Origin of the sequence: Microbacterium sp. NPDC089696 (assembly GCF_044749125.1) — a bacterium.
Classification (GTDB): Bacteria; Actinomycetota; Actinomycetes; order Actinomycetales; family Microbacteriaceae; genus Microbacterium.
In genome coordinates this window covers 646298-667513 of the sequence record NZ_JBIVHF010000001.1, presented here as the reverse complement: position 1 = coordinate 667513, position 21216 = coordinate 646298, and the positions used below count along the sequence as shown (strand labels likewise).

The 21216-nt window shown below is 71.6% G+C and carries 19 protein-coding genes; 12 read left to right on the top strand and 7 right to left on the bottom strand.

Annotation, left to right across the window (positions count from 1 at the left end):
- Positions 1-49 precede the first annotated feature (49 nt).
- Positions 50-2263: a glycosyltransferase family 4 protein gene (locus ACIPY8_RS03180; protein WP_400814874.1), complete on the top strand. Its 2214-nt coding sequence runs from the start codon at positions 50-52 to the stop codon at positions 2261-2263.
- Positions 2260-3924, top strand: a complete 1665-nt coding sequence (locus tag ACIPY8_RS03175; protein WP_400814872.1) for a polysaccharide deacetylase family protein — start codon at positions 2260-2262, stop codon at positions 3922-3924. Before ACIPY8_RS03180 ends, ACIPY8_RS03175 begins: the two co-directional genes overlap by 4 nt.
- 13 nt (positions 3925-3937) lie before the next feature.
- Here ACIPY8_RS03175 and ACIPY8_RS03170 read toward each other — a convergent pair whose 3' ends face one another.
- Entirely contained in the window at positions 3938-6781 is a 2844-nt protein-coding gene (locus ACIPY8_RS03170) for a right-handed parallel beta-helix repeat-containing protein (protein ID WP_400814870.1), read from the bottom strand.
- A gap of 292 nt (positions 6782-7073) precedes the next feature.
- Here ACIPY8_RS03170 and rfbA point away from each other — a divergent pair, with 292 nt between their 5' ends.
- Genes rfbA through ACIPY8_RS03155 form a run of 3 tightly spaced genes read left to right on the top strand, consistent with a single transcriptional unit; the run spans position 7074 to position 10368 of the window.
- Positions 7074-7946 carry a glucose-1-phosphate thymidylyltransferase RfbA gene (rfbA, locus tag ACIPY8_RS03165; protein ID WP_400814868.1) on the top strand — a complete coding sequence of 291 codons (873 nt, stop codon included), beginning with the start codon at positions 7074-7076 and terminating at the stop codon, positions 7944-7946.
- Positions 7943-8941 carry a dTDP-glucose 4,6-dehydratase gene (rfbB, locus tag ACIPY8_RS03160; protein WP_400814866.1) on the top strand — a complete coding sequence of 333 codons (999 nt, stop codon included), beginning with the start codon at positions 7943-7945 and terminating at the stop codon, positions 8939-8941. The genes rfbA and rfbB overlap by 4 nt, the downstream gene beginning before the upstream one ends.
- Complete coding sequence (locus ACIPY8_RS03155; protein WP_400814864.1) at positions 8941-10368, top strand: sugar nucleotide-binding protein; 1428 nt, start codon at positions 8941-8943, stop codon at positions 10366-10368. Before rfbB ends, ACIPY8_RS03155 begins: the two co-directional genes overlap by 1 nt.
- On the opposite strand, the gene ACIPY8_RS03150 is transcribed toward ACIPY8_RS03155, so the two are convergent.
- Positions 10365-11579 carry a glycosyltransferase gene (locus ACIPY8_RS03150; RefSeq protein WP_400814862.1) on the bottom strand — a complete coding sequence of 405 codons (1215 nt, stop codon included), beginning with the start codon at positions 11577-11579 and terminating at the stop codon, positions 10365-10367. The genes ACIPY8_RS03155 and ACIPY8_RS03150 overlap by 4 nt on opposite strands.
- 125 nt (positions 11580-11704) lie before the next feature.
- Between ACIPY8_RS03150 and ACIPY8_RS03145 the strand changes: the two genes are divergently transcribed.
- The gene (locus ACIPY8_RS03145; protein ID WP_400814860.1) at positions 11705-12163 is read left to right on the top strand and encodes an adenylyltransferase/cytidyltransferase family protein; all 459 of its coding nucleotides are present in this window, start codon (positions 11705-11707) and stop codon (positions 12161-12163) included.
- 61 nt (positions 12164-12224) lie between these two features.
- Here the strand turns inward: ACIPY8_RS03145 and ACIPY8_RS03140 are convergent, their stop codons facing one another.
- Positions 12225-12617, bottom strand: coding sequence for an SIP domain-containing protein (locus ACIPY8_RS03140; protein ID WP_400814857.1), 393 nt, complete (start codon positions 12615-12617; stop codon positions 12225-12227).
- A 92-nt stretch (positions 12618-12709) separates the two neighbouring features.
- Here ACIPY8_RS03140 and ACIPY8_RS03135 point away from each other — a divergent pair, with 92 nt between their 5' ends.
- Genes ACIPY8_RS03135 through ACIPY8_RS03120 form a run of 4 tightly spaced genes read left to right on the top strand, consistent with a single transcriptional unit; the run spans position 12710 to position 16894 of the window.
- The gene (locus ACIPY8_RS03135; RefSeq protein ID WP_400814855.1) at positions 12710-12973 is read left to right on the top strand and encodes a glutaredoxin family protein; all 264 of its coding nucleotides are present in this window, start codon (positions 12710-12712) and stop codon (positions 12971-12973) included.
- Between the two features lie 33 nt (positions 12974-13006).
- Positions 13007-14410 carry an MFS transporter gene (locus ACIPY8_RS03130; protein ID WP_400814853.1) on the top strand — a complete coding sequence of 468 codons (1404 nt, stop codon included), beginning with the start codon at positions 13007-13009 and terminating at the stop codon, positions 14408-14410.
- Positions 14411-14438: 28 nt separating this feature from the next.
- Positions 14439-16220: an aldehyde dehydrogenase family protein gene (locus ACIPY8_RS03125; protein ID WP_400814851.1), complete on the top strand. Its 1782-nt coding sequence runs from the start codon at positions 14439-14441 to the stop codon at positions 16218-16220.
- 44 nt (positions 16221-16264) lie between these two features.
- Positions 16265-16894 (top strand): hypothetical protein, encoded by a 630-nt coding sequence (locus ACIPY8_RS03120; protein WP_400814849.1) that lies wholly within the window; start codon positions 16265-16267, stop codon positions 16892-16894.
- Here the strand turns inward: ACIPY8_RS03120 and ACIPY8_RS03115 are convergent, their stop codons facing one another.
- Positions 16895-17776, bottom strand: a complete 882-nt coding sequence (locus ACIPY8_RS03115; protein WP_400814847.1) for a neutral zinc metallopeptidase — start codon at positions 17774-17776, stop codon at positions 16895-16897.
- Between the two features lie 63 nt (positions 17777-17839).
- On the opposite strand from ACIPY8_RS03115, the gene ACIPY8_RS03110 reads away from it, so the two are divergent.
- Both ACIPY8_RS03110 and ACIPY8_RS03105 read left to right on the top strand, forming a co-directional pair.
- Positions 17840-18829 (top strand): malate dehydrogenase, encoded by a 990-nt coding sequence (locus ACIPY8_RS03110; protein ID WP_400814845.1) that lies wholly within the window; start codon positions 17840-17842, stop codon positions 18827-18829.
- A gap of 52 nt (positions 18830-18881) precedes the next feature.
- Complete coding sequence (locus ACIPY8_RS03105; protein ID WP_400814843.1) at positions 18882-19358, top strand: recombinase family protein; 477 nt, start codon at positions 18882-18884, stop codon at positions 19356-19358.
- A 22-nt stretch (positions 19359-19380) separates the two neighbouring features.
- On the opposite strand, the gene ACIPY8_RS03100 is transcribed toward ACIPY8_RS03105, so the two are convergent.
- The 3 genes from ACIPY8_RS03100 to ACIPY8_RS03090 are packed head-to-tail and all read right to left on the bottom strand — an operon-like array spanning position 19381 to position 21185.
- On the bottom strand, positions 19381-19884 hold the full coding sequence (locus tag ACIPY8_RS03100; RefSeq protein ID WP_400814841.1) for a TY-Chap domain-containing protein: 504 nt from the start codon (positions 19882-19884) through the stop codon (positions 19381-19383).
- Entirely contained in the window at positions 19853-20332 is a 480-nt protein-coding gene (locus ACIPY8_RS03095; RefSeq protein ID WP_400814839.1) for a DUF6301 family protein, read from the bottom strand. The genes ACIPY8_RS03100 and ACIPY8_RS03095 overlap by 32 nt, the downstream gene beginning before the upstream one ends.
- A 25-nt stretch (positions 20333-20357) precedes the next feature.
- On the bottom strand, positions 20358-21185 hold the full coding sequence (locus tag ACIPY8_RS03090) for a hypothetical protein (RefSeq protein ID WP_400814837.1): 828 nt from the start codon (positions 21183-21185) through the stop codon (positions 20358-20360).
- Positions 21186-21216: the final 31 nt, after the last annotated feature.

The window sequence follows — 21216 nt, the reverse complement described above, 5'->3', positions numbered from 1 at the left end:
CGCATCTGGGGAGCGCTGCCGACGCCTCGTCGAAGGGGAGGACCATGTCATGACCGTCGTCGACCCTCCGCACGGAGATCGCAGGCCTCGGGTCCTGATCAGCGCGTACGCGTGCGGACCCGATCAGGGACCGGAGGCGACGGCGGGCTGGGCGCTCGCGCGCGCCGCCGCCGAGACCGGCGACGTGTGGATCCTCACCCGTGAGCGGTTCCGGGAGTCCCTCGCCGCGGCGCTCGCCGACGACCCGGACCTCGCGGCCCGAGTGACCGTCGTGCACATCGACCTCCCGGCGCGGATCATGCGCTGGAAGCGTCGCGGCTGGGACCTCTACTGGTACTACGCGCTGTGGCAGCGCCTGGCCGGACGCACCGCTGCGCGCCTCCATGCCGAGGTGCGCTTCGACCTCGCACACCACGTGACCTTCGCGAACGACTGGATGCCGTGCGGCATCTCCGACCTCGACGTGCCCGTGATCTGGGGCCCGGTGGGGGGCGCGAGTCGCGTCCCGATCACGGCGCTCCGGCGCTGGCTCGGGGCGCGGGGCACCGCGACCGAGGTCGCCCGCACCGTGCTCACCGCGATCCCACGCGCGCTCTGGGGTGACACGACCGCCCGCCGCGCCGCCCTCGTCGTGGCGCAGAATCCCGATGTGGCGCACCGGTTCCGCCGCGCACGCCGGGTCGTCGTCGAGCCGAACGCGGCGTTCGCGGAGGAGATCCCGGCGCACCGCGGCAGCGCCACCGGTCGGACCGCGGTGTTCGCCGGTCGCCTGCTCGCCTGGAAGGGTGCCGCGCTCGCGATCGAGACCATCGCGCAGCCCGAGGCCGAGGGCTGGCGGCTGCTCATCCTGGGCGAGGGCTACGAACGGCGGAGGCTGCAGCGGCTCGCATCGACGCTCGGCGTCGCCGACCGCATCGAGTTCCGGGGGCACCTCCCCCGGGACGAGACGCTCGACACCCTCGCGAGCGCCGACGCCCTGCTGTTCCCGTCCATGCACGACCAGGCCGGATGGATCGTGGGAGAGGCGAGCTCGATGGGTCTCCCCGTCGTGTGCCTCGACCTCGGCGGGCCTCCGACCCTCGCCGACGTCAACGCCCGTGTCGTGTCTGCCACCGACCGCGACCTGCCGGGCAGCCTCGCCCGCACCCTGCGCGACACGACCTCGACGCCGGGCCGACCGCACCGGCGCTGGGCCGAGGACCGCCTCCCCGCGGTCGTCGCCGACTGGTACGCGGCGGCGCTGCGCGACCGACGCCGGCCGCTCGTCGTGATGGAGTCGCTCACGCAGCTACGTCCGACCACGAACCCGTACCTCGTGCAGCTGTGCGCGTCGCTCGATCGCACGGCCGACGTCGAGCTGTCGTTCTTCCGCTGGAAGCGCGCGCTGCTCGGACGCCTCGACGTGTTCCACGTGCACTGGCCGGAGCTCCTCGTCGGAGGCCACCGCCTCTCCGGCCGCATGGCGCGACGTCTGCTGACCGCGCTGTTCCTGCTGCGCATCCGGCTCACGAGGGTCGCCGTGGTGCGCACACTGCACAACCTGGAGCGCCCGTCCGACATGGCGCGGATCGACCTGATGCTGCTCAGCGCACTCGACCACCTCACGACGCTGACCATCACGCTGAACGACGACACCCCGCTCCCCGCCGGGCACGCCCGCCGGACGATCCTCCACGGCCACTACCGCGACTGGTTCGCCCCGCATCCCGCACCGGATGCCGTCGAGGGACGCCTCGGCTACGTCGGGCTGGTCCGTCGCTACAAGGGCGTCGAGCAGCTGATCGAGGCCTACCGCGAGCTCGACGCCGCGGGCTCGACGCTCACCGTGGCGGGCCGCCCGTCGACCGACGACCTCGCAGACGAGCTGCGCGGTCTCGCCGGCGACGACGAGCGGATCGACTTCCACTTCCGCTTCCTCGACGACGCCGAGCTCGTCGGCCGCATCTCCGAGGCGGAGGTGATCGTGCTGCCGTACCGGCACATGCACAACTCCGGCACCGCGCTCGCGGCGCTGTCGCTCGCCCGGCCGATCCTCGTGCCCGACAACGAGGTCAACCGGGCGCTGGCCGAGGAGGTCGGCCCGCAGTGGGTGCATCTGTTCGACGGCGACCTGACGGCATCCGACCTCGCACGGGTGCGCGAGGCCGTCGCGGGCGGGGTCGACGGCGCACCCGACCTCGCCAGACGCGACTGGGCGGCGGTCGGCGGCGAGCACTCCGCGGCCTTCCACGCGGCGCACGCGCTGCGACGGGCCGGTCGATGACCGAGGCGCTCCGCATTGCGGTCGCGATTCCGACGTACCGGCGTCCGGAGCGGCTGCGGAGCCTGCTCGCGGCGCTGCCCGAACGGTTCGCGGAGCTCGACGGCGCCGCCGACGCCGAGGTCTTCGTCATCGACAACGATCCCGAGCGCAGCGCGGAGTCCGTCGGGACGGACCCGCCCCCCGGCGTGCGCGTGACCTACGCCCCGGAGCCGACTCCGGGGATCGCCGCCGCACGCCAGCACGCGCTCGACGTGACGGGAGGCTTCGATCTGCTCGCGTTCATCGACGACGACGAGGTGCCTCATCCGCAGTGGCTGCGCGCACTCGTCGACACCTGGCGCCGCACGGGAGCCGCGGCCGTCGCGGGCCACGTGCACACGGCCTTCCCCGACGGCACCGACCCCTGGGTCCTCGCGTCCGGTCTGTTCGCGCGGCCGCTCCGCGCCGACGGCGAGCGTCTCCCCGCGGCCGGCGCCGGCAACCTGCTGCTCGACCTCGCGCAGATCCGCGCCGCCGGCCTGTCGTTCGACACCTCGCTCGGCCTCTCGGGCGGCGAGGACACGCTCTTCACCCGCGGCATCGTGGCCTCCGGCGGCCTGGTCGTCGCCTGCCCGGCATCCGTCGCCGAGGACACGCTCGAGGAGGGGCGCGCCACACGCCGCTTCGCCCTGGCCCGCGCACGCCACCACGGGCAGACGCAGTCGGTCATCGAGCTGCGTCTCGCGACCGGTCGCCGGGCACGGCTCGTCTCCCGCGCGCGCAACCTCGTGAAGGGCGGTGGCTGGGCCGCACGCGGCGCGCTCCGGAGCGTGAACGGCGCCGTGACGGGGTCGCTCCCGCGTCGCGCGCGCGGAGCACGCGAGGTGCAGCGGGGCATCGGCCTCGTGCAGGGAGCGCTCGGCGCCGCCTCGGCGGAGTACGCCCGGGGTGCCCGTCGCGGCGGTCGGCTGCGCGCGGCGGTCGCGGGCGCGGTGCGTCGGATCTCGCCCCTGTACCGCTCGGTCGTCTCCGTGCGGACCTCCGCTCCGCAGGTCGTGCTCACGCTCGACGACGGCCCCGATCCCGAGTGGACTCCCCGCGTGCTCGACCTGCTCGCGGAGCGGAAGGCCACCGCCACGTTCTTCGTCCTGCTCACCCGCACGCGTCGGCATCCGGAGCTGCTGCAGCGCATCGTCGACGAGGGGCACGAGATCGCCCTGCACGGCGAGGACCATCGGCGGCTGACCTCGCTCGACCTCGGCGACGCGGAGCGGATGCTCGCGAACGGTCGCGCCGAGCTCGAGGCGCAGACCGGGTCGCGCATCCGCTGGTATCGACCGCCGTACGGCGGCCTGTCCGTCGCGACCTGGCGCGCCGTCCGCGATGCGGGGATGGTTCCGGTGCTGTGGACGACGAGCGTGCTGGACGGCCGCGACGCCGACCATGCGGAACGTCTCGACCGCGCGCTCGCCGGCATCCGCCCGGGAGCGATCGTGCTGGCCCATGATTCGCGTGCGGGTGTGGACGACGGCGTGGACGACGGAGCGATCACGCCGTTCGATCGCGCGGCGCTGATCGCCGACGTGCTCGACGCGTACGCCCGTCGCGGTCTGTCGTCCGTGTCGCTCGGACGCGCGCTGCGATCGGGCCGACTCCTCCGCCGCATGCTCCTCGTCGGCTGAGGCGCCGCCCGGCCTACCGCGCTGTCACGGGGGGCTTCGGCGCGCCGACGGAGGTCGTCCCCGGGGCGATGCCCAGCAGGGTCGCGAGCACCCCGGTGAGGGAGTACGCCCCCGTGACAGGCGACTTCGCGGTGAGCTGCCAGGTCACCGGGTCGACGACCGCGGCCCCCTGGACGAGGACGGATCGCGCGTCTCCGCCGGTGTGCGCACGGAACTCCTCGATCGTCGTGAAGGCTCGCGTCCCCCTCGAGCCGTCGGCCCAGCACGCGAAGTTCGTCGGAGAGGACGCCGAGGTCCGGTGGTAGAGGTTCGCGTCCTGCGAGATCCCGAAGTCGTTGCCGGACCAGCGGTTCGTGAGGTCCTGGGTCAGCAGGGGGCACGCCTGCCCCCCGTAGGACAGCACGTTGTTGCGCACCACGACGTCGCTCGTGACCCAGGGGATCAGGCTCCGGAGGCTCGCGACCTCCTGACGCCTCTCGTCCTGCATGTAGGTGATCGTGCGCCCGTTTCCGACGATCGTGTTGTTCCAGACGTCGACGTCGCCGGAGTCGAACACGAACAGCCCGCTGTTGCCGTTGCCGATGATGTAGTTGCCGGCGACGAGCGCGGTCTGACTCAGCTCGATCTCGACGCCCTCGCGTCCGTTGCCCTCGAACACGTTGTCGGTGATCGTGAGGTCGGAGCTCGAGACGTCGAACCACAGTCCGGTCGACGCGACGTTGTCGGAGATGATGCTGCGGGTGACCGTGACGTCGGTCGCGCGGGACATCTTCACGCCTCCGGCGACCGGGGTGTAGTTGAACCGCGCGGCGTTGTTGCCGGTGATGAGCGAGTCCTCGATCGTCAGATCGGTGACGTCGTTCACCGCGATGCCGAGCAGACCGTTGCCGGTCGCTGTCACGTTGCGGATCGTCTTGTGGTCGTTCCAGGCGAACAGGCCGACGGTCGCGTTGTCGCGGATCACCATGTTCTCGAGGGTGATGCCGTCGACCTCGGCGCTGACGGCGCCGAGCAGCGCGACGGTCGTGGCATAGCGCTGCACGCCGATGCCGCGCACCGTGGTGCCCGCGCCCTGGATCTTGATGGCCTTCGCGAGAGCGCTCGCCGAGACCGTGCGGCCACCGGGATCGGATCCGATCACGAGCTGACGCGCGTTCTGATCGACGTAGAAGGTGCCGGCCGTCACGGACGAGCGGCTGCCGACCTGCGTGAGCGGCGTCCCCTCGACCCAGACCTGGTCGGGGAACCCGGCGAGCGGGTTCGACGGGTTGACCCACCAGCTCGTCTCGTCCTGCCCCTGGCTGAAGGAGACGCGGGAGTCGAAGAACGTGCTCCACGGTGCGACCCAGGTGCCGCCGGAGGCCGTCCATCCGGTGACGGGTCGCGAGCCGTCGAACCACACGGCCTCGCCGGGCGCCGACTGGATCGTGAGCTTCTTGAAGAACGGCACCGTCACGCTCTCGCGGTACGTGCCGCCGTGCAGCACGATCGTGGCACCGCTCGGAGCCGCGTCGATCGCCGCCTGCGCGCCGGCGATCGGGCTCGCCGCGCTGCCGGAGCCGGACGACCGGGAGCCCGCGGGCACCGCGTGGATCGCCCCTGCCGGCACCGGGTACGCCGCCTGGCCGACGGGCAGCGAGCCCGCGAGCGTCGTCCCCGCGGGCGGGGTCGTCGGAGGAGTGGTCGGCGGGGTCGTGGGCGTCGGAGTCGGGGTGGGCGTCGGAGTCGGAGTGGGCGTCGGAGTCGGAGTCGCCGTAGGAGTCGGAGTCGGGGTGGGCGTCGGCGTCGCCGTGGGCGTCGGAGTCGGCGTGGGCGTCGGAGTCGATGTCGGGGTGGGCGTCGGCGTCGTTGTGGGCGTCGGCGTGACAGTCGGCGTCACGGTGGGCTCCGGCGACGGCTGCACGGTCGGCTCCGGCGACGGCTCCTCGGTGGGGGCCGAGGTCGGCTCCGGCGACGGCTCCAGCGTCGGCTCCGGGGAGGGCTCGACGCTCGGCTCGGGCGACGGCTCGACGGTCGGCTCCGGCGAGGGCGGAGTCGTCGGCTCGGGTTCGGGCTCAGGCTCGGGCACCGGCACGGGGAGCGCATCCGCCGAGGCGACGCTGAGATCGTCGACGCGGACGGCGAGCGAGCGGTTGCCGGGCGAGAGGTACGTCGAGATGCCCGACGTCCCGGCAGCGGTCACGGCGTCGTCGGACCGATCGGTCACCGACATCTGCCAGTCCGGGGTCTCGGTGCCCACGATCCACGCCCGTGCACGGATCGTGACCTCGTCCGCCCCGACGGTCTCGATCTCCACGCGCACCGTCGCGTCGGCCGGCACCTCGCCGAGCAGCAGGAGATCCTGCCGCAGCACGGTCTGCACGTCGTCGATGTCGTAGCGCGCGATCGACAGCACCCCGCGGGACTGGGTGTCGAGGCGGAAACGGGCTCCGTAGCTGCCGGTCTCGCCGTTGCGCGCCGTGACGATGGTCGTCGCTCCGTAGCCGGCGCTCGGCACCGCCGAGAACTGCAGGGACGCCCCGACGACGCCGTCGGCCGCGAGGCCCGTGGTCGCCGCCAGGATGCTGCGGTGGCCGCTGCGGAGACGGATCACGCCCGTGCCGTCCTCGACGGAGGCGACGTATGCGGGAACGGACACGTAGCCGTCGCCCCACCCGTGACCGTCGTCTCGCGTGAAGGCGTCGTCCCAGACGGGCGCGGGCTCCGCAGACGCATCCGCCTGCGACGAGACGACGGGGTCCGCGGGGTCGGACGGGTCGCTCGGAGAGGTCGAAGCGCTGGCCGTGACGGGGACGAGCACGAGCGCGGCGACGACGAGGGAGGTCAGGAGGGCATGGCGAGGCAGGGTATGACGCATATCGGGTACCTATCGGGAGGAGGTAGCCACCACCGAAGATGAAGATTCGGTAACGGTCCCGTTCATCAAACACACTGCCCAGACGATCCTCAAACCCTTTTCAGGGTTCTTTCGGGACATTGCCAGGTTCGGCCTGCATGATTCGCCCTGCGTTATACCGGTATTCCGGATCCGTGGTCGGCGCTCTCGACGCGCTAGAGTCGACGTACGACTGTGGGGGTCGTCGGCGGCAGGGGAAGGCCGTCCGTTCTGCGACGCCCCGGACTTCGACGTTTCATGAGGGGGACGGACCATGAAGGGCATCATTCTCGCGGGCGGATCGGGCACGCGCCTGCATCCGATCACGCTGGGGGTCTCGAAGCAGCTGATCCCCGTCTACGACAAGCCGATGGTCTACTACCCGCTGTCGACCCTGATGCTCGCAGGGATCGACGAGATCCTCGTCATCACCACCCCGCACGACGCCGCGCACTTCGAACGCCTGCTCGGCGACGGCTCGCAGTTCGGCATCTCCCTGACCTTCGCGCAGCAGGAGTCGCCCGACGGCCTGGCGCAGGCCTTCACGATCGGCGCGGACTTCATCGGCGACGACCGGGTCGCGCTCGTGCTCGGCGACAACCTGCTCTACGGGCCCGGCCTCGGCTCGCAGCTCAAGCGCTTCGCCGAGATCGACGGCGGCGCCGTGTTCGCCTACTGGGTCGCCGAGCCCGAGGCGTACGGCGTCGTCTCGTTCGACGCCGACGGCCGGGCCGAGTCCCTCGAGGAGAAGCCCGCACGACCGCAGAGCAACTACGCCGTCCCCGGTCTCTACTTCTACGACAACGACGTCGTCGAGATCGCCCGAGCGCTCGAGCCCAGCGCGCGGGGCGAGTACGAGATCACCGACGTCAACCGCGAGTACCTCCGGCGCGACAAGCTGCAGGTCGAGGTGCTCCCCCGCGGCACGGCCTGGCTCGACACCGGGACGTTCGATCAGATGACGGATGCCGCCGACTACGTCCGCACGATGGAGCGACGGACGGGGATGAAGATCGGCGTCCCCGAGGAGGTCGCCTGGCGGCAGGGGTTCCTCGACGACGAGCAGCTGCGCACACGCGCCGAGGCCCTCGTCAAGTCCGGCTACGGCTCCTATCTCCTCGCCCTCCTCGAAAGGGGCCGCGCATGACCCGCCTGCTCGTGACCGGCGGCGCCGGTTTCATCGGCTCGAACTTCGTGCACCATGTGATCGCGCACACCGATGCGCACGTCACGGTGCTCGACAAGCTCACCTACGCGGGCAACCGCGCCTCGCTCGCCGGCCTCCCGGAGGATCGCGTGTCGCTCGTCGAGGGCGACATCGCCGACGCGGCGCTCGTCGACACGCTGTTCGCCGATGCGGATGCCGTCGTGCACTACGCCGCGGAGTCGCACAACGACAACTCGCTGCACGACCCGCGCCCGTTCCTCGACACGAACATCATCGGCACGTACACGTTGCTCGAGGCCGCCCGTCGGCACGGTCGCCGATTCCACCACATCTCGACGGACGAGGTGTACGGCGACCTCGAGCTCGACGACCCGGCGCGCTTTACCGAGAGCACGCCGTACAACCCGTCGTCGCCCTACTCCTCGACCAAGGCGGGGAGCGATCTGCTCGTGCGCGCCTGGGTGCGGTCGTTCGGCGTGCAGGCCACGATCTCGAACTGCTCGAACAACTACGGCCCCTACCAGCACGTCGAGAAGTTCATCCCGCGCCAGATCACGAACGTGATCCGCGGCATCCGTCCCAAGCTCTACGGCGCGGGGCAGAACGTGCGCGACTGGATCCATGCCGACGACCACTCGTCCGCCGTGCTCACGATCCTCGAGAAGGGCGTGATCGGCGAGACCTATCTGATCGGCGCCGACGGCGAGAAGGACAACAGGTCGGTCGTCGAGCTGATCCTCACGCAGATGGGGCAGCCCGCCGACGCGTACGACCATGTGACCGATCGCGCCGGTCACGACCTCCGCTACGCGATCGACTCGACCAAGCTGCGCACCGAGCTCGGTTGGCGCCCGCAGTTCTCGGACTTCGAGTCGGGGCTCGCCTCGACCATCGACTGGTACCGCGCGAACGAGGAGTGGTGGGCGCCGTCGAAGGACGCCACCGAGTCCTTCTACGCGGCGAAGGGCCAGTGATGACGGAGTTCGGAAAGGCGCTCGCCGTCACCGAGACCCCGATCCCCGGTCTGCTGCTCGTCGAGCTGCCCGTGCACGGGGACTCGCGCGGCTGGTTCAAGGAGAACTGGCAGCGCGAGAAGATGGTCGCCGCGGGCCTGCCCGACTTCGGCCCGGTGCAGAACAACGTGTCGTTCAACGACGCGGTCGGCACCACGCGCGGCATCCACGCCGAGCCCTGGGACAAGTGGGTCTCGGTCGCGACCGGTCGCATCTTCGGAGCCTGGGTCGACCTGCGCGAGGGCGACACCTTCGGGACCGTGTTCACCGCGGAGATCGATCCCTCCCGGGCGATCCTCGTGCCGCGCGGCGTCGGCAACTCGTACCAGACGCTCGAGGCCGACACCGCGTACACGTACCTCGTGAACGACCACTGGTCGCCGGACGCGGCCTACTCGTTCCTCAACCTCGCCGACGAGACGGCCGCGATCGACTGGCCGATCCCGCTCGCCGAGGTCGAGATCTCCGCGAAGGACCTCGCGCATCCGCGCCTCGCCGACGTCGCCCCGATCCCGCCTCGTCGCACTCTGGTGCTGGGCGCCGGCGGGCAGCTCGGCCGCGCGCTCCGCGCCGCTCTCGGCGACGCCCCGCACGTCGAGTACGCGACCCGTGACGACCTCGACCTGGACCGCGCCGATCTCGCGACCGCCCGACGCTGGCGCGACTACGGCACGATCGTGAACGCCGCGGCCTACACGGCCGTCGACCTCGCCGAGACCGCGGCCGGACGGGAGGCCGCGTGGCGCGCCAATGCGGCGGGCGTGGCGGCGCTCGCGCGCATCGCCGCCGAGAACGGCATCACGCTCGTGCACGTCTCGAGCGACTACGTGTTCGACGGCACGAAGGACGACGCCTACACCGAGGACGACGCCCTCCGCCCGCTCGGCGTGTACGGGCAGACCAAGGCCGCCGGCGACCTGGTCGCGACGACCGTGCCGCGGCACTACGTCGTCCGCACCTCCTGGGTGATCGGCGACGGCCGGAACTTCGTGCGCACCATGGCCTCGCTCGCGGAGCGCGGCGTCGCGCCGCGCGTCGTGGGCGACCAGATCGGGCGCCTGACGTTCACCGACGACCTCGCCTCCGCGATCGTGCACCTGCTGACGACCGGGGCGCCGCACGGCGTGTACAACGTCACCGGGGCGGGCGAGCCGCGGTCCTGGGCCGACGTCGCACGCGCCGTGTACCGCCTCACCGGGCACGAGCCGGACGCGGTGACGGACGTGACGACCGAGGAGTACTTCGCGGGGCAGGACGGCCCCGTCGCGCCCCGCCCGCGCAACAGCGTGCTGAGCCTCGATCGGATCGTCGCCTCCGGCTGGACGCCCCGCGACGCGGATGCGGCCCTCGAGGCCTATCTCGCCGCCGACCGCGCCACGGACTCCTAGAGCTCGCCGGGCTTCATCGCCTCGGCGTCGATCGCGCGGATCACCCGCAGCGTCGCCGTGTCGGGCTTCGGCTCGGACACGGCATCCGTCCCGCGTCGCCGCGACGGCGCGTACACCACGAGCGAGTGGAACAGGAAGCGGGCGAAGAACGCGACGATCAGGGAGAGCGCGGTCGCGAGCACGCTGGAGATGTGCCAGGTCTCGACCATCAGCGCCATCACGGGGATCCGCAGCGCGGCCTCGACGTTGTTGAACGCGAACGAGGTCACGAAGCGGATGCCGAGGGCTCGGGCGTCCGTGCGCATGTCGGCGAAGACGTAGCGCTCCTGCAGGATGAAGTTGCCGACGATCGTGACCTCGGCCCCGATGATCGCGGCCCAGACGTAGGGCACGCCCGCCGCGGTGAGGGCCCACATGACGCCGAGGTTCGCCACCGCGCCGATCGCGCCGATCAACGCGAAGAGGGACATCTTGCCGAAGCGCAGCCGGGCGAGGTGCGCGATGAACGTCCCGCCCTGACGCAGACTCGCCTTCGACGTGCCGTGCCGGCGCTCGCCGAACTCCATCGGAACCTCGGCGATGCGGAGGTCGGTGCGGGCGAGGATCTCGAGCAGGATCTTGAAGCCCTGCGGCTTGAGCGAGGCGAGGTCGAGCCGTCCGCGGTCGACGAGGAAGAACCCGGTCATCGGATCGGTGCTGCGGGCGAGGCGGATCGGGAACATCGCCCGCGTCAGCCAGGTGGCCGCCCGCGAGACGCCGAAGCGCACGGCCGTGCCGAGTCCGCTCGTGTCGCCGCCGCCGATGTAGCGCGAGGCCGCGACGACGTCGACGTCCTCCTCGGCGTGCCGGGCGAGCAGCACCGGAAGGAGCTCGGGCGGATGCTGCAGGTCGCCGTCCATCACGATGCAGAGGTCGTGCGCGGCAGCCCGCAGGCCGACCACCACGGCTCCGCCGAGCCCGCCGCTGTTGTCGGCCCGATGGATCACGCGAACGGGCAGTGCGGCCGTCGCGGCGACGCGCTCCACCTCCGCGGCCGTGTCGTCGGTGCTGTCGTCGACGAACAGGATCTCGGCCTCGCATCCGGCGAGCGCGGCTGCGGTGCGTGCGACGAGCTCCGCGACGTTGTCGCGTTCGTTGAACGTCGGCACGATCACCGTGACCGCTGACTCCACGAGCTCCCCCTTCGACCGCGGCGGCACCCGCTGCGGCATCCATAGTTCCACGGGTTGCTATGGGCAGCGAAACCGGTTCCTGCTAGACTGCCCGAATGCGGCTGTGGGAGTCGCTGGGCGGATGGGGATCCGCTCTCTGGGGAACTACTTGATCTGGGGAGATCATGCAGACGCGCATCGGCTATGCCGTGGGTGCCTTCGACCTGTTTCACGTCGGGCATCTCAACCTTCTTCGTCACGCCAAGCAGCAGTGCGACATCCTGATCGCGGGTGTCGTCAGCGACGAGATGCTCCGTCAGGTGAAGGGCATCGAGCCCGTCATCCCGACGGCGGAGCGCGCCGAGATCGTGCGCCACATCTCGTTCGTCGACGACGTCTACGTCGAGACGACGCCGTCGAAGATGGACTCGTGGCACGACGTGCACTTCACGCACTTCTTCAAGGGCGACGACTGGCGAGGCACCGACAAGGGCCTGCGCCTCGAGCGCGAGTTCGCCGAGGTGGGCGTCGAGGTCGTGTACTTCCCGTACACGGCGCACACGTCGAGCTCGTCTCTGCGGCGCGCGCTGGACGCCATCACCGCCGGCGCGTCCGCCGGCGCACCGGCACTCGCGTCGCTCTGACCCGCCGAGCCGCGCACGGTCCGACCCGAACGGGCCGTGCGCCGGCGGTCGTCGGTCCGCGTCAGTGCGTGACGCCGAGCAGGCTCCGGGCCATGCGGGCGACATGCGGCGGAGTGTGCGCGCCGAGCCAGACGGTCCACTGCGCGGGCGGCTCCGAGCACGTCCACTCGACGCACCAGGAGTGCACGGCGTTCGCGAGGCGCTCCCCCTTGGCATGCTGACGGACGCCGTCTCCGCGCAGGAGCCACCGCACGGACACCCCCTCGGGCACGTCGATGTGGCGGAACTGGATGCGTGCCGCCGCCTCCACGAGGATCACGCCCTCGGCATCCCAGGGGAGGCGTGCGGCGATCCCGGCGATCGCCGCGACGTCGGCCGCGTCTCCCGCGATCAGCACAGCTCCCTCGATGCTCTCCCAGGCCGGGTCCTCGAGGTGCTCGCACGCGTTGCTCATGCGGACCAGTATAGGTAAGGCTTGCCTAACTCATCAACCCGACGATGCTCGGTGACGGCGCCGACCCCCTTCGGCGGCCGTACCCTGGAAGCATGACCTCTCCCGCAGAATCCGCGATCACGATGTTCGGCGCCGACTGGTGCCGCGACTGCATCCGCACCAAGAAGCAGCTCGACGAGCTGGGCGTCGAGTACACGTACGTCGACCTCGTCGCCGACCCGTCCGCGGCCGACGTCGCCAAGGAGATCTCGGGGCGCACGAACATCCCCGTGGTGCTGTACCCGGACTCCTCGCACCACGTGGAGCCGTCCAACGCCGACGTCGAGGCCAAGCTCCGCGAGCTCTCGCTGATCTGACGCCTGCTCTCGCGCCACCGCTACACTGGCGCGATGAGCACCGAGGCTCACCCCGAACGGGCATCCGTCCGCCTTCCCGCGCGCACCATCGCGCTCTACGCGGTCGGCTCCCTCGGCACGGGCGGCTATGCCACGCTCCCGGGTCTGGTGCTCACGTACTTCCTCACCGACAATCTCGGTGTCGCGGCGCTCGCCGCCGGTCTCATCGTCACGCTCGCGAAGATCTGGGACGTGGTGATCGACCCGCTGATCGGTGCGGCATCGGACCGACAGCTCGCACGCACGGGGTCGCGCCGCGGCTTCATGGTCGTCGGCGCCCTCACGCTGCCGCTGTTCTTCGCCCTCACGTTCGCCGTGCCTCCGAGTTGGGGCCCCCTCGCCGGGGCGACCTGCGTGCTGCTCGCCTTCCTCGCCACCGCGACCGCGTTCAGCCTGTTCCAGGTGCCGTACGTGGCGCTTCCCGCCGAGCTCACCGACAGCTACGACGAACGCACACGGCTGCTCGGATGGCGCGTCATCGTCCTCACCGCGGCCATCCTGCTCTTCGGCGCCGGCGGACCCGAGCTGCGCGGCGCCGGCCCGGACCAGGTCACCGGCTACCTCGTGATGGGCGTCGTCGCCGGCGTCGCGATCGGCATCGGCATGCTCGTCGCCGCGCGGACGGCGGCCGCCGCAGCGCGGCACGGTTCCGCATCGGGCCGGGCGTCCGCTCCGGAGCCGTCGACCACGCCGCAGGGCATCCGCGCGCAGTACGCCGACGCCGTGCACACCCTGCGTCGCAGCCAGCCGTTCCGCGCGCTCCTCGCGACGTTCCTGCTGCAGGCGCTCGCGACCGGCACGATGCTCGCGGCTGCCCAGTACGTCGCGACCTGGGTGCTGCGCTCCGAAGGAGCGGTGACGTTCCTGTTCGTGGCGCTCGTGGGTCCGGCGCTCGTCGCGACGCCGCTGTGGACGCTCACGGCCCGCCGGATCGGCAAGGAACGGGCGTTCGGGATCGCGGGCGTGCTGTTCCTCCTCGCCGCCGTGTCGATCGTCGCCGCGGCCTGGACGCCGGGGGCGTGGATCTACGCCTCGGTCGCGGTCGCGGGCGTCGCCTACGCTGGCCTGCAGTGCCTGCCGATGGCGATGCTCCCGGACGTCATCTCGCACGATCGGCGGACGAGCGGCCCCGGGCGGGCCGGGAGCTTCACCGGAGTCTGGACCGCAGGCGAGACCGTCGGCTTCGCGCTGGGCGCCTCCGTCGTGTCCCTCACGCTCGCCGCGACCGGCTACGTGTCGACCGTCGCCGGAGCGACCACGCAGCAGCCGTCCGAAGCCGTGACGGGCATCGTCCTGAGCTTCAGCATCCTCCCGGCCGTCCTCATGGCGGCGAGCCTGGTGACCCTGCGCGGCTACCGGCTGCGCCGCGACGACATCGAGAAGGCACCCGCCGCCTAAGCTGGAAGCCCGTCCGAAGGAGACGCCGATGACTTCTGCGACCACCCGCCCGACGACCGCGCCCGCGACGACAGCGGCCACGGGCGCGAAGGCCCCGACGGTCGACGAGGGCGAACGCGAACGCCTCGACTCCGCGATCGCCGAGCTGCAGACGGGCACGGCGACGTGGGCCGCGCTGACGCTCGCGCAGCGCGTCACCCTGCTGCGGGCGGTGCGCACGAGCGTCGCGGCCGCCGCCGAGGACTGGGCCGTCACGGCGGCCGCCTCCAAGGGACTCGACGCACGGCATCCGCTGCGCGGCGAGGAATGGCTGAGCGGACCCTACGCCGTGCTCGGATACCTCGATGCCGCGACAGAGACCCTCTCGCGACTCGCGGCGGGGCGGAACCCGCTCGACGGCGTGCGCATCGACCGCGCCCCGGGAGGACGCACCCGCGTGCACGCGTTCCCGCTCACCGGCATCGACCGCTTCCTGCTGTCGGGCTTCACCGGCGAGGTGTGGCTCGAACCCGGCATCACGCCGAACGGTGCCAGGGCCGCGGCCGGGCTGGCGCAGCGCACGCCCGCCGACTCCGGCGGCGTCGGCCTCGTGCTCGGCGCGGGCAACGTCACCGCGATCCCGGTGCTCGACGTGCTGTACGAGCTGCTCGCGCACAACCGCACCGCGCTGCTCAAGGTCAATCCCACGCAGGACGCCCTGGTGCCGGTGTTCAAGCGCGCCCTGGCGCCCCTCATCGGTCCCGGGCTCCTGCGCATCGTGCGCGGCGGTCCGGCGGTCGGCGCGTACCTCACGGGGCATCGCTCCTTCGCGCACGTGCACATCACGGGTTCCGCCGCCACCTTCGACGCGATCGTCTGGGGCACGGGGGCGGCGGCCGCTCGGCGTCGCCGCGAGGACCGGCCGCAGCTGAAGAAGCCGATCACGGCGGAGCTCGGCGGGGTGTCGCCCATCATCGTGGTCCCCGGACGCTGGACCGACGCCGACCTCGCCTATCAGGCCGAGCACGTCGCGACCATGAGGCTGCAGAACGGGGGGCACAACTGCATCGCCGGCCAGGTCGTGATCCTCTCGGAGGACTGGGACCAGGCCGACGCCTTCCGCGCCGCCCTGCGCCGCGCCTACGCGAACGCCCCCGAACGGCCGATCTGGTATCCCGGCTCGACGGCGCGCATGGACCTCGCGACCGACGCGTACCCCGACGCCCTGGTGCTCGGCGACCGCCTGCTCGTCGAGGTCGAGGCCGACGCTGATGCGACCGCGCTGCAGCGCACCGAGTACTTCTCGCCCGTGCTGGGCGTCGTGAGCGTGCCCGGCACCGGCCAGGACTTCCTCGACGCCGCGGTCGCCTATGCGAACGACGAGCTGCAGGGGACGCTCGGGGCCAACCTGCTGATCGATCCCGCCACCGAGAAGGCGCTGGGCGCCGGATTCGACAGGGCGATCACCGCACTGCGCTACGGCTCGATCGCCATCAACGGGTGGACGGCGTTCGGATTCCTGACGCCGACGCTCTCGTGGGGCGCGTTCCCGGGGAACACGGTGCAGGACGTGGGCAGCGGCATCGGCGTCGTGCACAACGCGCTGCTGCTCGACGGCGTGGAGCGCTCGATCGTGCGCGGACCCTTCCGACCGTTGCCCCGCGCACTCCCCGGCCTGAACGGCGGAGGCCGCTTCACGATCCTGCCGACCCCGCCGTGGTTCGTGTCGGCGCGCACCGGCGCCGAGGTGAGCGAGGGCCTCACACGGTTCCGCGCGGACGGCGACGTGCTCGGTCTGGTGAAGACGCTCGCCCGGGCGCTGCGGGCCTGACGCGCGACGCCGCGCGGCGACGGGGCACGCGCTAGCGTGGACGGATGAGCTTCACGCCCCTGCGCTCGAAGTCGCGCAACCTGTACGCCTGGTTCGCGACCCGGCCCGACCTGTTCGAGTCGGAGCGCTCGCCGCGCAAGACGATCACGTGGGGCGTGATCGCGGGCGTCATGGCCGTGGTCGCGCTCCTGGTGTATCTCGACCCGACCGCGACGGTGGAGCTGCTCGGAGGACGCGTCCGCGCCGGACTCGCGATCGCCGGCGCGTTCGCGCTTCCGCCGGTCATCATCATCGTGAGCGTGATCATGATCTTCGTCGGCGCCCGCCGCTGGCGTGTGAAGGGCGGCGGCGTGCTGAGCAACGCCGCGATCAACAGCATGAGCGCCCGCTTCCCGGTCGACCGCGCGCTGGACGCGCTGCGCGAGGGCAGCGCCGACAGCGCCGGCGTGATCGCCGCGCTCTCGGCCATGAAGAAGGATGCCGGCGACGAGCGTCTCGTCACGATCTGGTCGTCGCCCGCGGACAGGGCCATGTACATCGCGGTGCTCCGGGTGGACGGCAACGCGGTGTGGTTCGACACCGAGCCGATCACGGTCGCTCCCGACCGCTACTTCGACGCGAAGAAGCACGACCTCGCCGCAGCCCTCGGCAAGACGAGCGTCGACGACGTCTGATCAGAGGCGGTCGCCGGCGAGCGTGAGCGGCTGCTCGCAGACGTCGAGGCCGTTCTGGTAGCCGTTCGCGAACCAGTACTTGCGCTGCTCGCTCGTGCCGTGCGTGAAGCTCTCGGGGTTCACGAAACCGGACTGCTCCTGGATGTGGTCGTCGCCGACCGTGTACGCGGCGTTCACGGCGTCGTCGAGCTGCGCGTTCGTGGGCTTCTCGAGATAGGGGACGCCGTTCTTGTCCTCCTGCTCGGTCATCTGCCCGATCCAGGCCCCGGCGTAGCAGTCCGCCTGCAGCTCGATGCGCACGCCGTTGCTGTCGGGGCCGGTGCCGTTGTTCGGATACTCCGTCATGACACCCGTGATGTTCTGGATGTGGTGGCCCCACTCGTGCCCGACGATGTACAGCTGAGCGAGGTCGCCCGCCGTGGCGCCGAACTGCTGCTGCATGAGCTCGAAGAACGTGGGATCGATGTACACGGTCTCATCGGGCGGGCAGTAGAACGGACCCACCTGGTTCGACGCGGTGCCGCACGAGGTCGCCGTCGCACCGTCGACGATGATGAAGCCGGGCGCACGGTAGTTCTCGACGTGCTCGCCCCAGTACTGGTCGAGCGCCAACTGCGAGCTGGCGACGCGGCAGTCGACGTTCTCGTTCGCATCCTCGCCGGTGAGGCAGTTCTCGATCACGCTGCCCTCGGCGGGCTCGCTGCCGCCTCCCCCGCCTCCGCCCGCCCCGAGCAGACCCGTGAGGTCGACACCGAGCAGGGGCCCCGCGATGAGCGCGATGATCCCCAGGATGCCGACACCGCCGGCGCCGGCGATGACGGCGCCGCGCCCCTTGCGGCGGGCGGTGCTGCCGGAGACGTCGGCGTCGGGATTGAAGGTCATGCCACGAGGGTACTCCGGGGCGACGTCCTGATCGTGCACCGGGAACGGACGTAGGCTCGGGGTATGACGACCACGATCACCATCACGGGCGCGGGCGGACAGATCGGATACGCGCTGCTGTTCCGCATCGCCGCGGGAGACCTCCTCGGCACCGACGAGAAGGTGCGGCTGCGGCTGCTGGAGATCCCGCAGGGGCTCGGCGCCGCCGAGGGCGCGGCACTGGAGCTCCAGGACGGCGCGTTCGGCCTGCTGGAGCACGTCGAGGTGACGGATGACCCGGCGGTCGGCTTCGACGGCTGCGACCTCGCGCTGCTCGTGGGTGCGCGTCCGCGCGGACCGGGCATGGAGCGCGGAGACCTCCTGGCGGCCAACGGCGGCATCTTCGGCCCGCAGGGTGCCGCGATCGCCGCGAACGCCGCACCGGGCGTGCGCGTCACGGTCGTCGGCAACCCCGCGAACACCAACGCCCTGATCGCCGCGGCCTCGGCCGGCGGAGTGCCGGCCGAGCGGTTCACGGCGCTCACCCGACTCGACGAGAACCGGGCCAGGGCGCAGCTGGCGCAGACGCTCGCCGTGCCCGTCGACACGGTGCGCCGCGTGCCGATCTGGGGCAACCACTCGGCCACCCAGTTCCCCGACGTGTCGCACGCCACAGTCGCCGGTCGACCCGCCGCCGAGGCGCTCGAGGCCATCGTCGGCGACGTGCCGTCGTGGCTGGAGGGCACCTTCATCCCGCGGGTCGCGAAGCGCGGCGCGGAGATCATCGACGTGCGCGGCTCGTCGTCGGTCGCATCCGCCGCGAACGCGACGCTCGACCACGTTCGCGACTGGGTGCACGGCACGGAGGACTGGACCTCGGCGGGCGTCGTCTCGCGGGGAGAGTACGGGGTGCCCGAGGGGCTCGTGTGCTCGTTCCCGGTGCGCGCCGTCGACGGCGCGTGGCACGTCGTGGAGGACCTCGAGGTGAGCGACTGGGCACGGGCGCGCATCGACGCCTCGGTCGCCGAACTCGTCGAGGAGCGCGACGCGGTGAGAGCGCTCGGACTCGTCTGAACGGTCGCCGATCCGGCCCGTTTCAGGGCAGAATGGATGCCGGAGGTGCGCGATGAGCGAGACGACAGAACCCACGACCGCCCCGGCGTCCGTCGATGAGGCCCTGACCAGCCCGCTGCACCTGCCGCACGCTGCGGCCGAGTGTCCGAAGTGCTTCACGGAGCTGCAGCAGAACCGTGACTTCTGGCTGGCCCGCCCCGACGGTTCGCGTCTGGTCGGACTCGTCGTCTCGCGCGACGACATGCCCTCGGTGGTCGAGCAGCGCGACGATCTCACCCGCTTCGGCGTGCCGATCGAGGGCTTCCGCCACCCGGCGCCCGACATCCTGGAGAGCTGGAACGACCGCCTCACCCGGCTCATCGCCACCCTTCACAAGGGCGACGTGCTGGTCGTGGCGAACATCCGCGCCCTCGGCCGCGACGCCGACGAGGGTGCCCGCACGGTGGCCGAACTGCGCCGTCACGGCATCATCGTGAAAGTGCTCAGCCACAACGCACGGCATCTCGCCGACGCCGCAGCCGTCCGCTGACAGCCCGCGCGCCGACGCCGGGTCAGTCGGAGGAGATGCCGAGCAGCGGCAGCTCGACGGCATCCGCTCCGGTATCGAGACGCGCGATCTGCTCGGGCGTCCAGGTCTCCCCCGCCGGCATCCGCTCGCCGTCGCGCCACGCGCGGTAGGCGAGCTCATCGGGCGAGGAGATCGCGTAGGCGTCGCGGAGCGCGGCGACGCATCGCGCCGCGAGCGCGGCGTACTCGTCGCTCAGGGCCGGCAGGGGGAGCGAGACGGCCCAGTTCGGCTGCTCCCGCTCGGGCGCGGACCATCCCGACGAGACGAGGGCCGACTCGTCGGCATCCGCCACGACGTCCGCTCCCGGCGCCTCGGCGTCGAGCTGCGATGGCCGACCGGCGAACTGCACGTAGCGCGTCGGGTCCGCCTCCGCCGCGATGATCACGAAGACGCGATCCGTGACCTCGCGGAACGTGCGGGCCAGCGCACCCTCGAACTCCTCCCAGCCCGCCACGTCAGTGACCCAGCCGCTTGTCGAGCGCGACACCCTGCGGCGTCTCGAACCGGGCGGCGAGGCTCTTCGGCGCATTGCTGAAGGAGATCCGTCCCCCGGAGGCGGTGTCCCAGCTCGCGATCCGCGAGTCCTTGACGTCGCGCAGCGAGGCCGGTCCCCACCGGCGCTCCCCCTCGCGCACGGCGAGCGTGAACGCGTCGCCGAGGAAGGCCGTCGACTCGGGTGTCACGTCGCGGATCACGTCGGAGATCCGGAGCGTGAGATAGCTCAGCGGATCCTCGCCGATCGTCGAGACGTCGGGGATCGTGAAGCCCGAGACCGTGTTCATGAGGTAGGAGACGCCGCGGTCCACCTCGACCGACCACCCGAAGCGTTCGGCTCCGAGCGCGATGACCTCATCACGGGTGAGCGGCCAGGACGCGCCGGCCCAGAAGTCCATGAGGTCGCACGCCTCGGTCGGAGTCATCGCTTTCCACGTCATATCTGAAACCCTATCCGTCACCTGGTCACGACTGCACGGGCGGCGCGAGCTCGGTCGCGACGCCGCGGATCTCGGAGAGCTCGGCCCGCGGGACGACCTTCCAGTACACGCCCGGCTCGAGCTCGACGGCCTCCAGCGCCGCCGCACGCTCGGCGTTCACGGAGAGCAGCACCGACGCCTCGTCCTCGGCGAATTGCATGACGCGGCAGCGCACGTCGCCGTTCCACACCGCACTGAAGGAGTCCTCGAAGAACCGGGAGCACTCGGCGGCCGCCACGACGCGGCGGAACACGTGCGGGCGCGACTGCTCGAAGCCCTCGGGCGCCGTCTCCCCGACGGTGACGAGCTCGACCGTCGTCTCGTCGATCCAGGAGACGCGGTACTCGGCACCCTGCCACTCGGCCCGGGGTCCGACGACCATGCTCGGCGGGGCGAACACCGCGGTCGCACGCCAGCCGAACGCGGGGCCCCCGTACGCCGACACGAGCTCCTGACGGCCGTCGGCGAAGATGCGCCAGATCTCCGCGCCCTGCGGCACCTCGGTCGGCGCGATGTCCCACACCGGCACGACGCCGGCACCGCGGAGGAACCCGTTCCCGTGTCCGGCGACCGCCGCGGGCGATCCCGGCGACGGCACGCGGAGCTGCGCGAGGGGCGAGGGACGGAAGCGGAGCACGTCGACGGAGGGGGCGTCCGGCGCGTCGAGGCCGTACGCGGTCAGCACCTGGGGCGCGGTCGTCCAGCCGATCGCGTCGGCGATGCGCACGACGGGACCGGCGAGCAGCGCCGAGCCGTCGCGGAGATACGCCTGCTCGGTCGTCGGCCAGATGAGCTTCTGCAGTGGCGTCGCCATGAGAGTCCTGTCGTTCGTCAGTCGGGGGCGA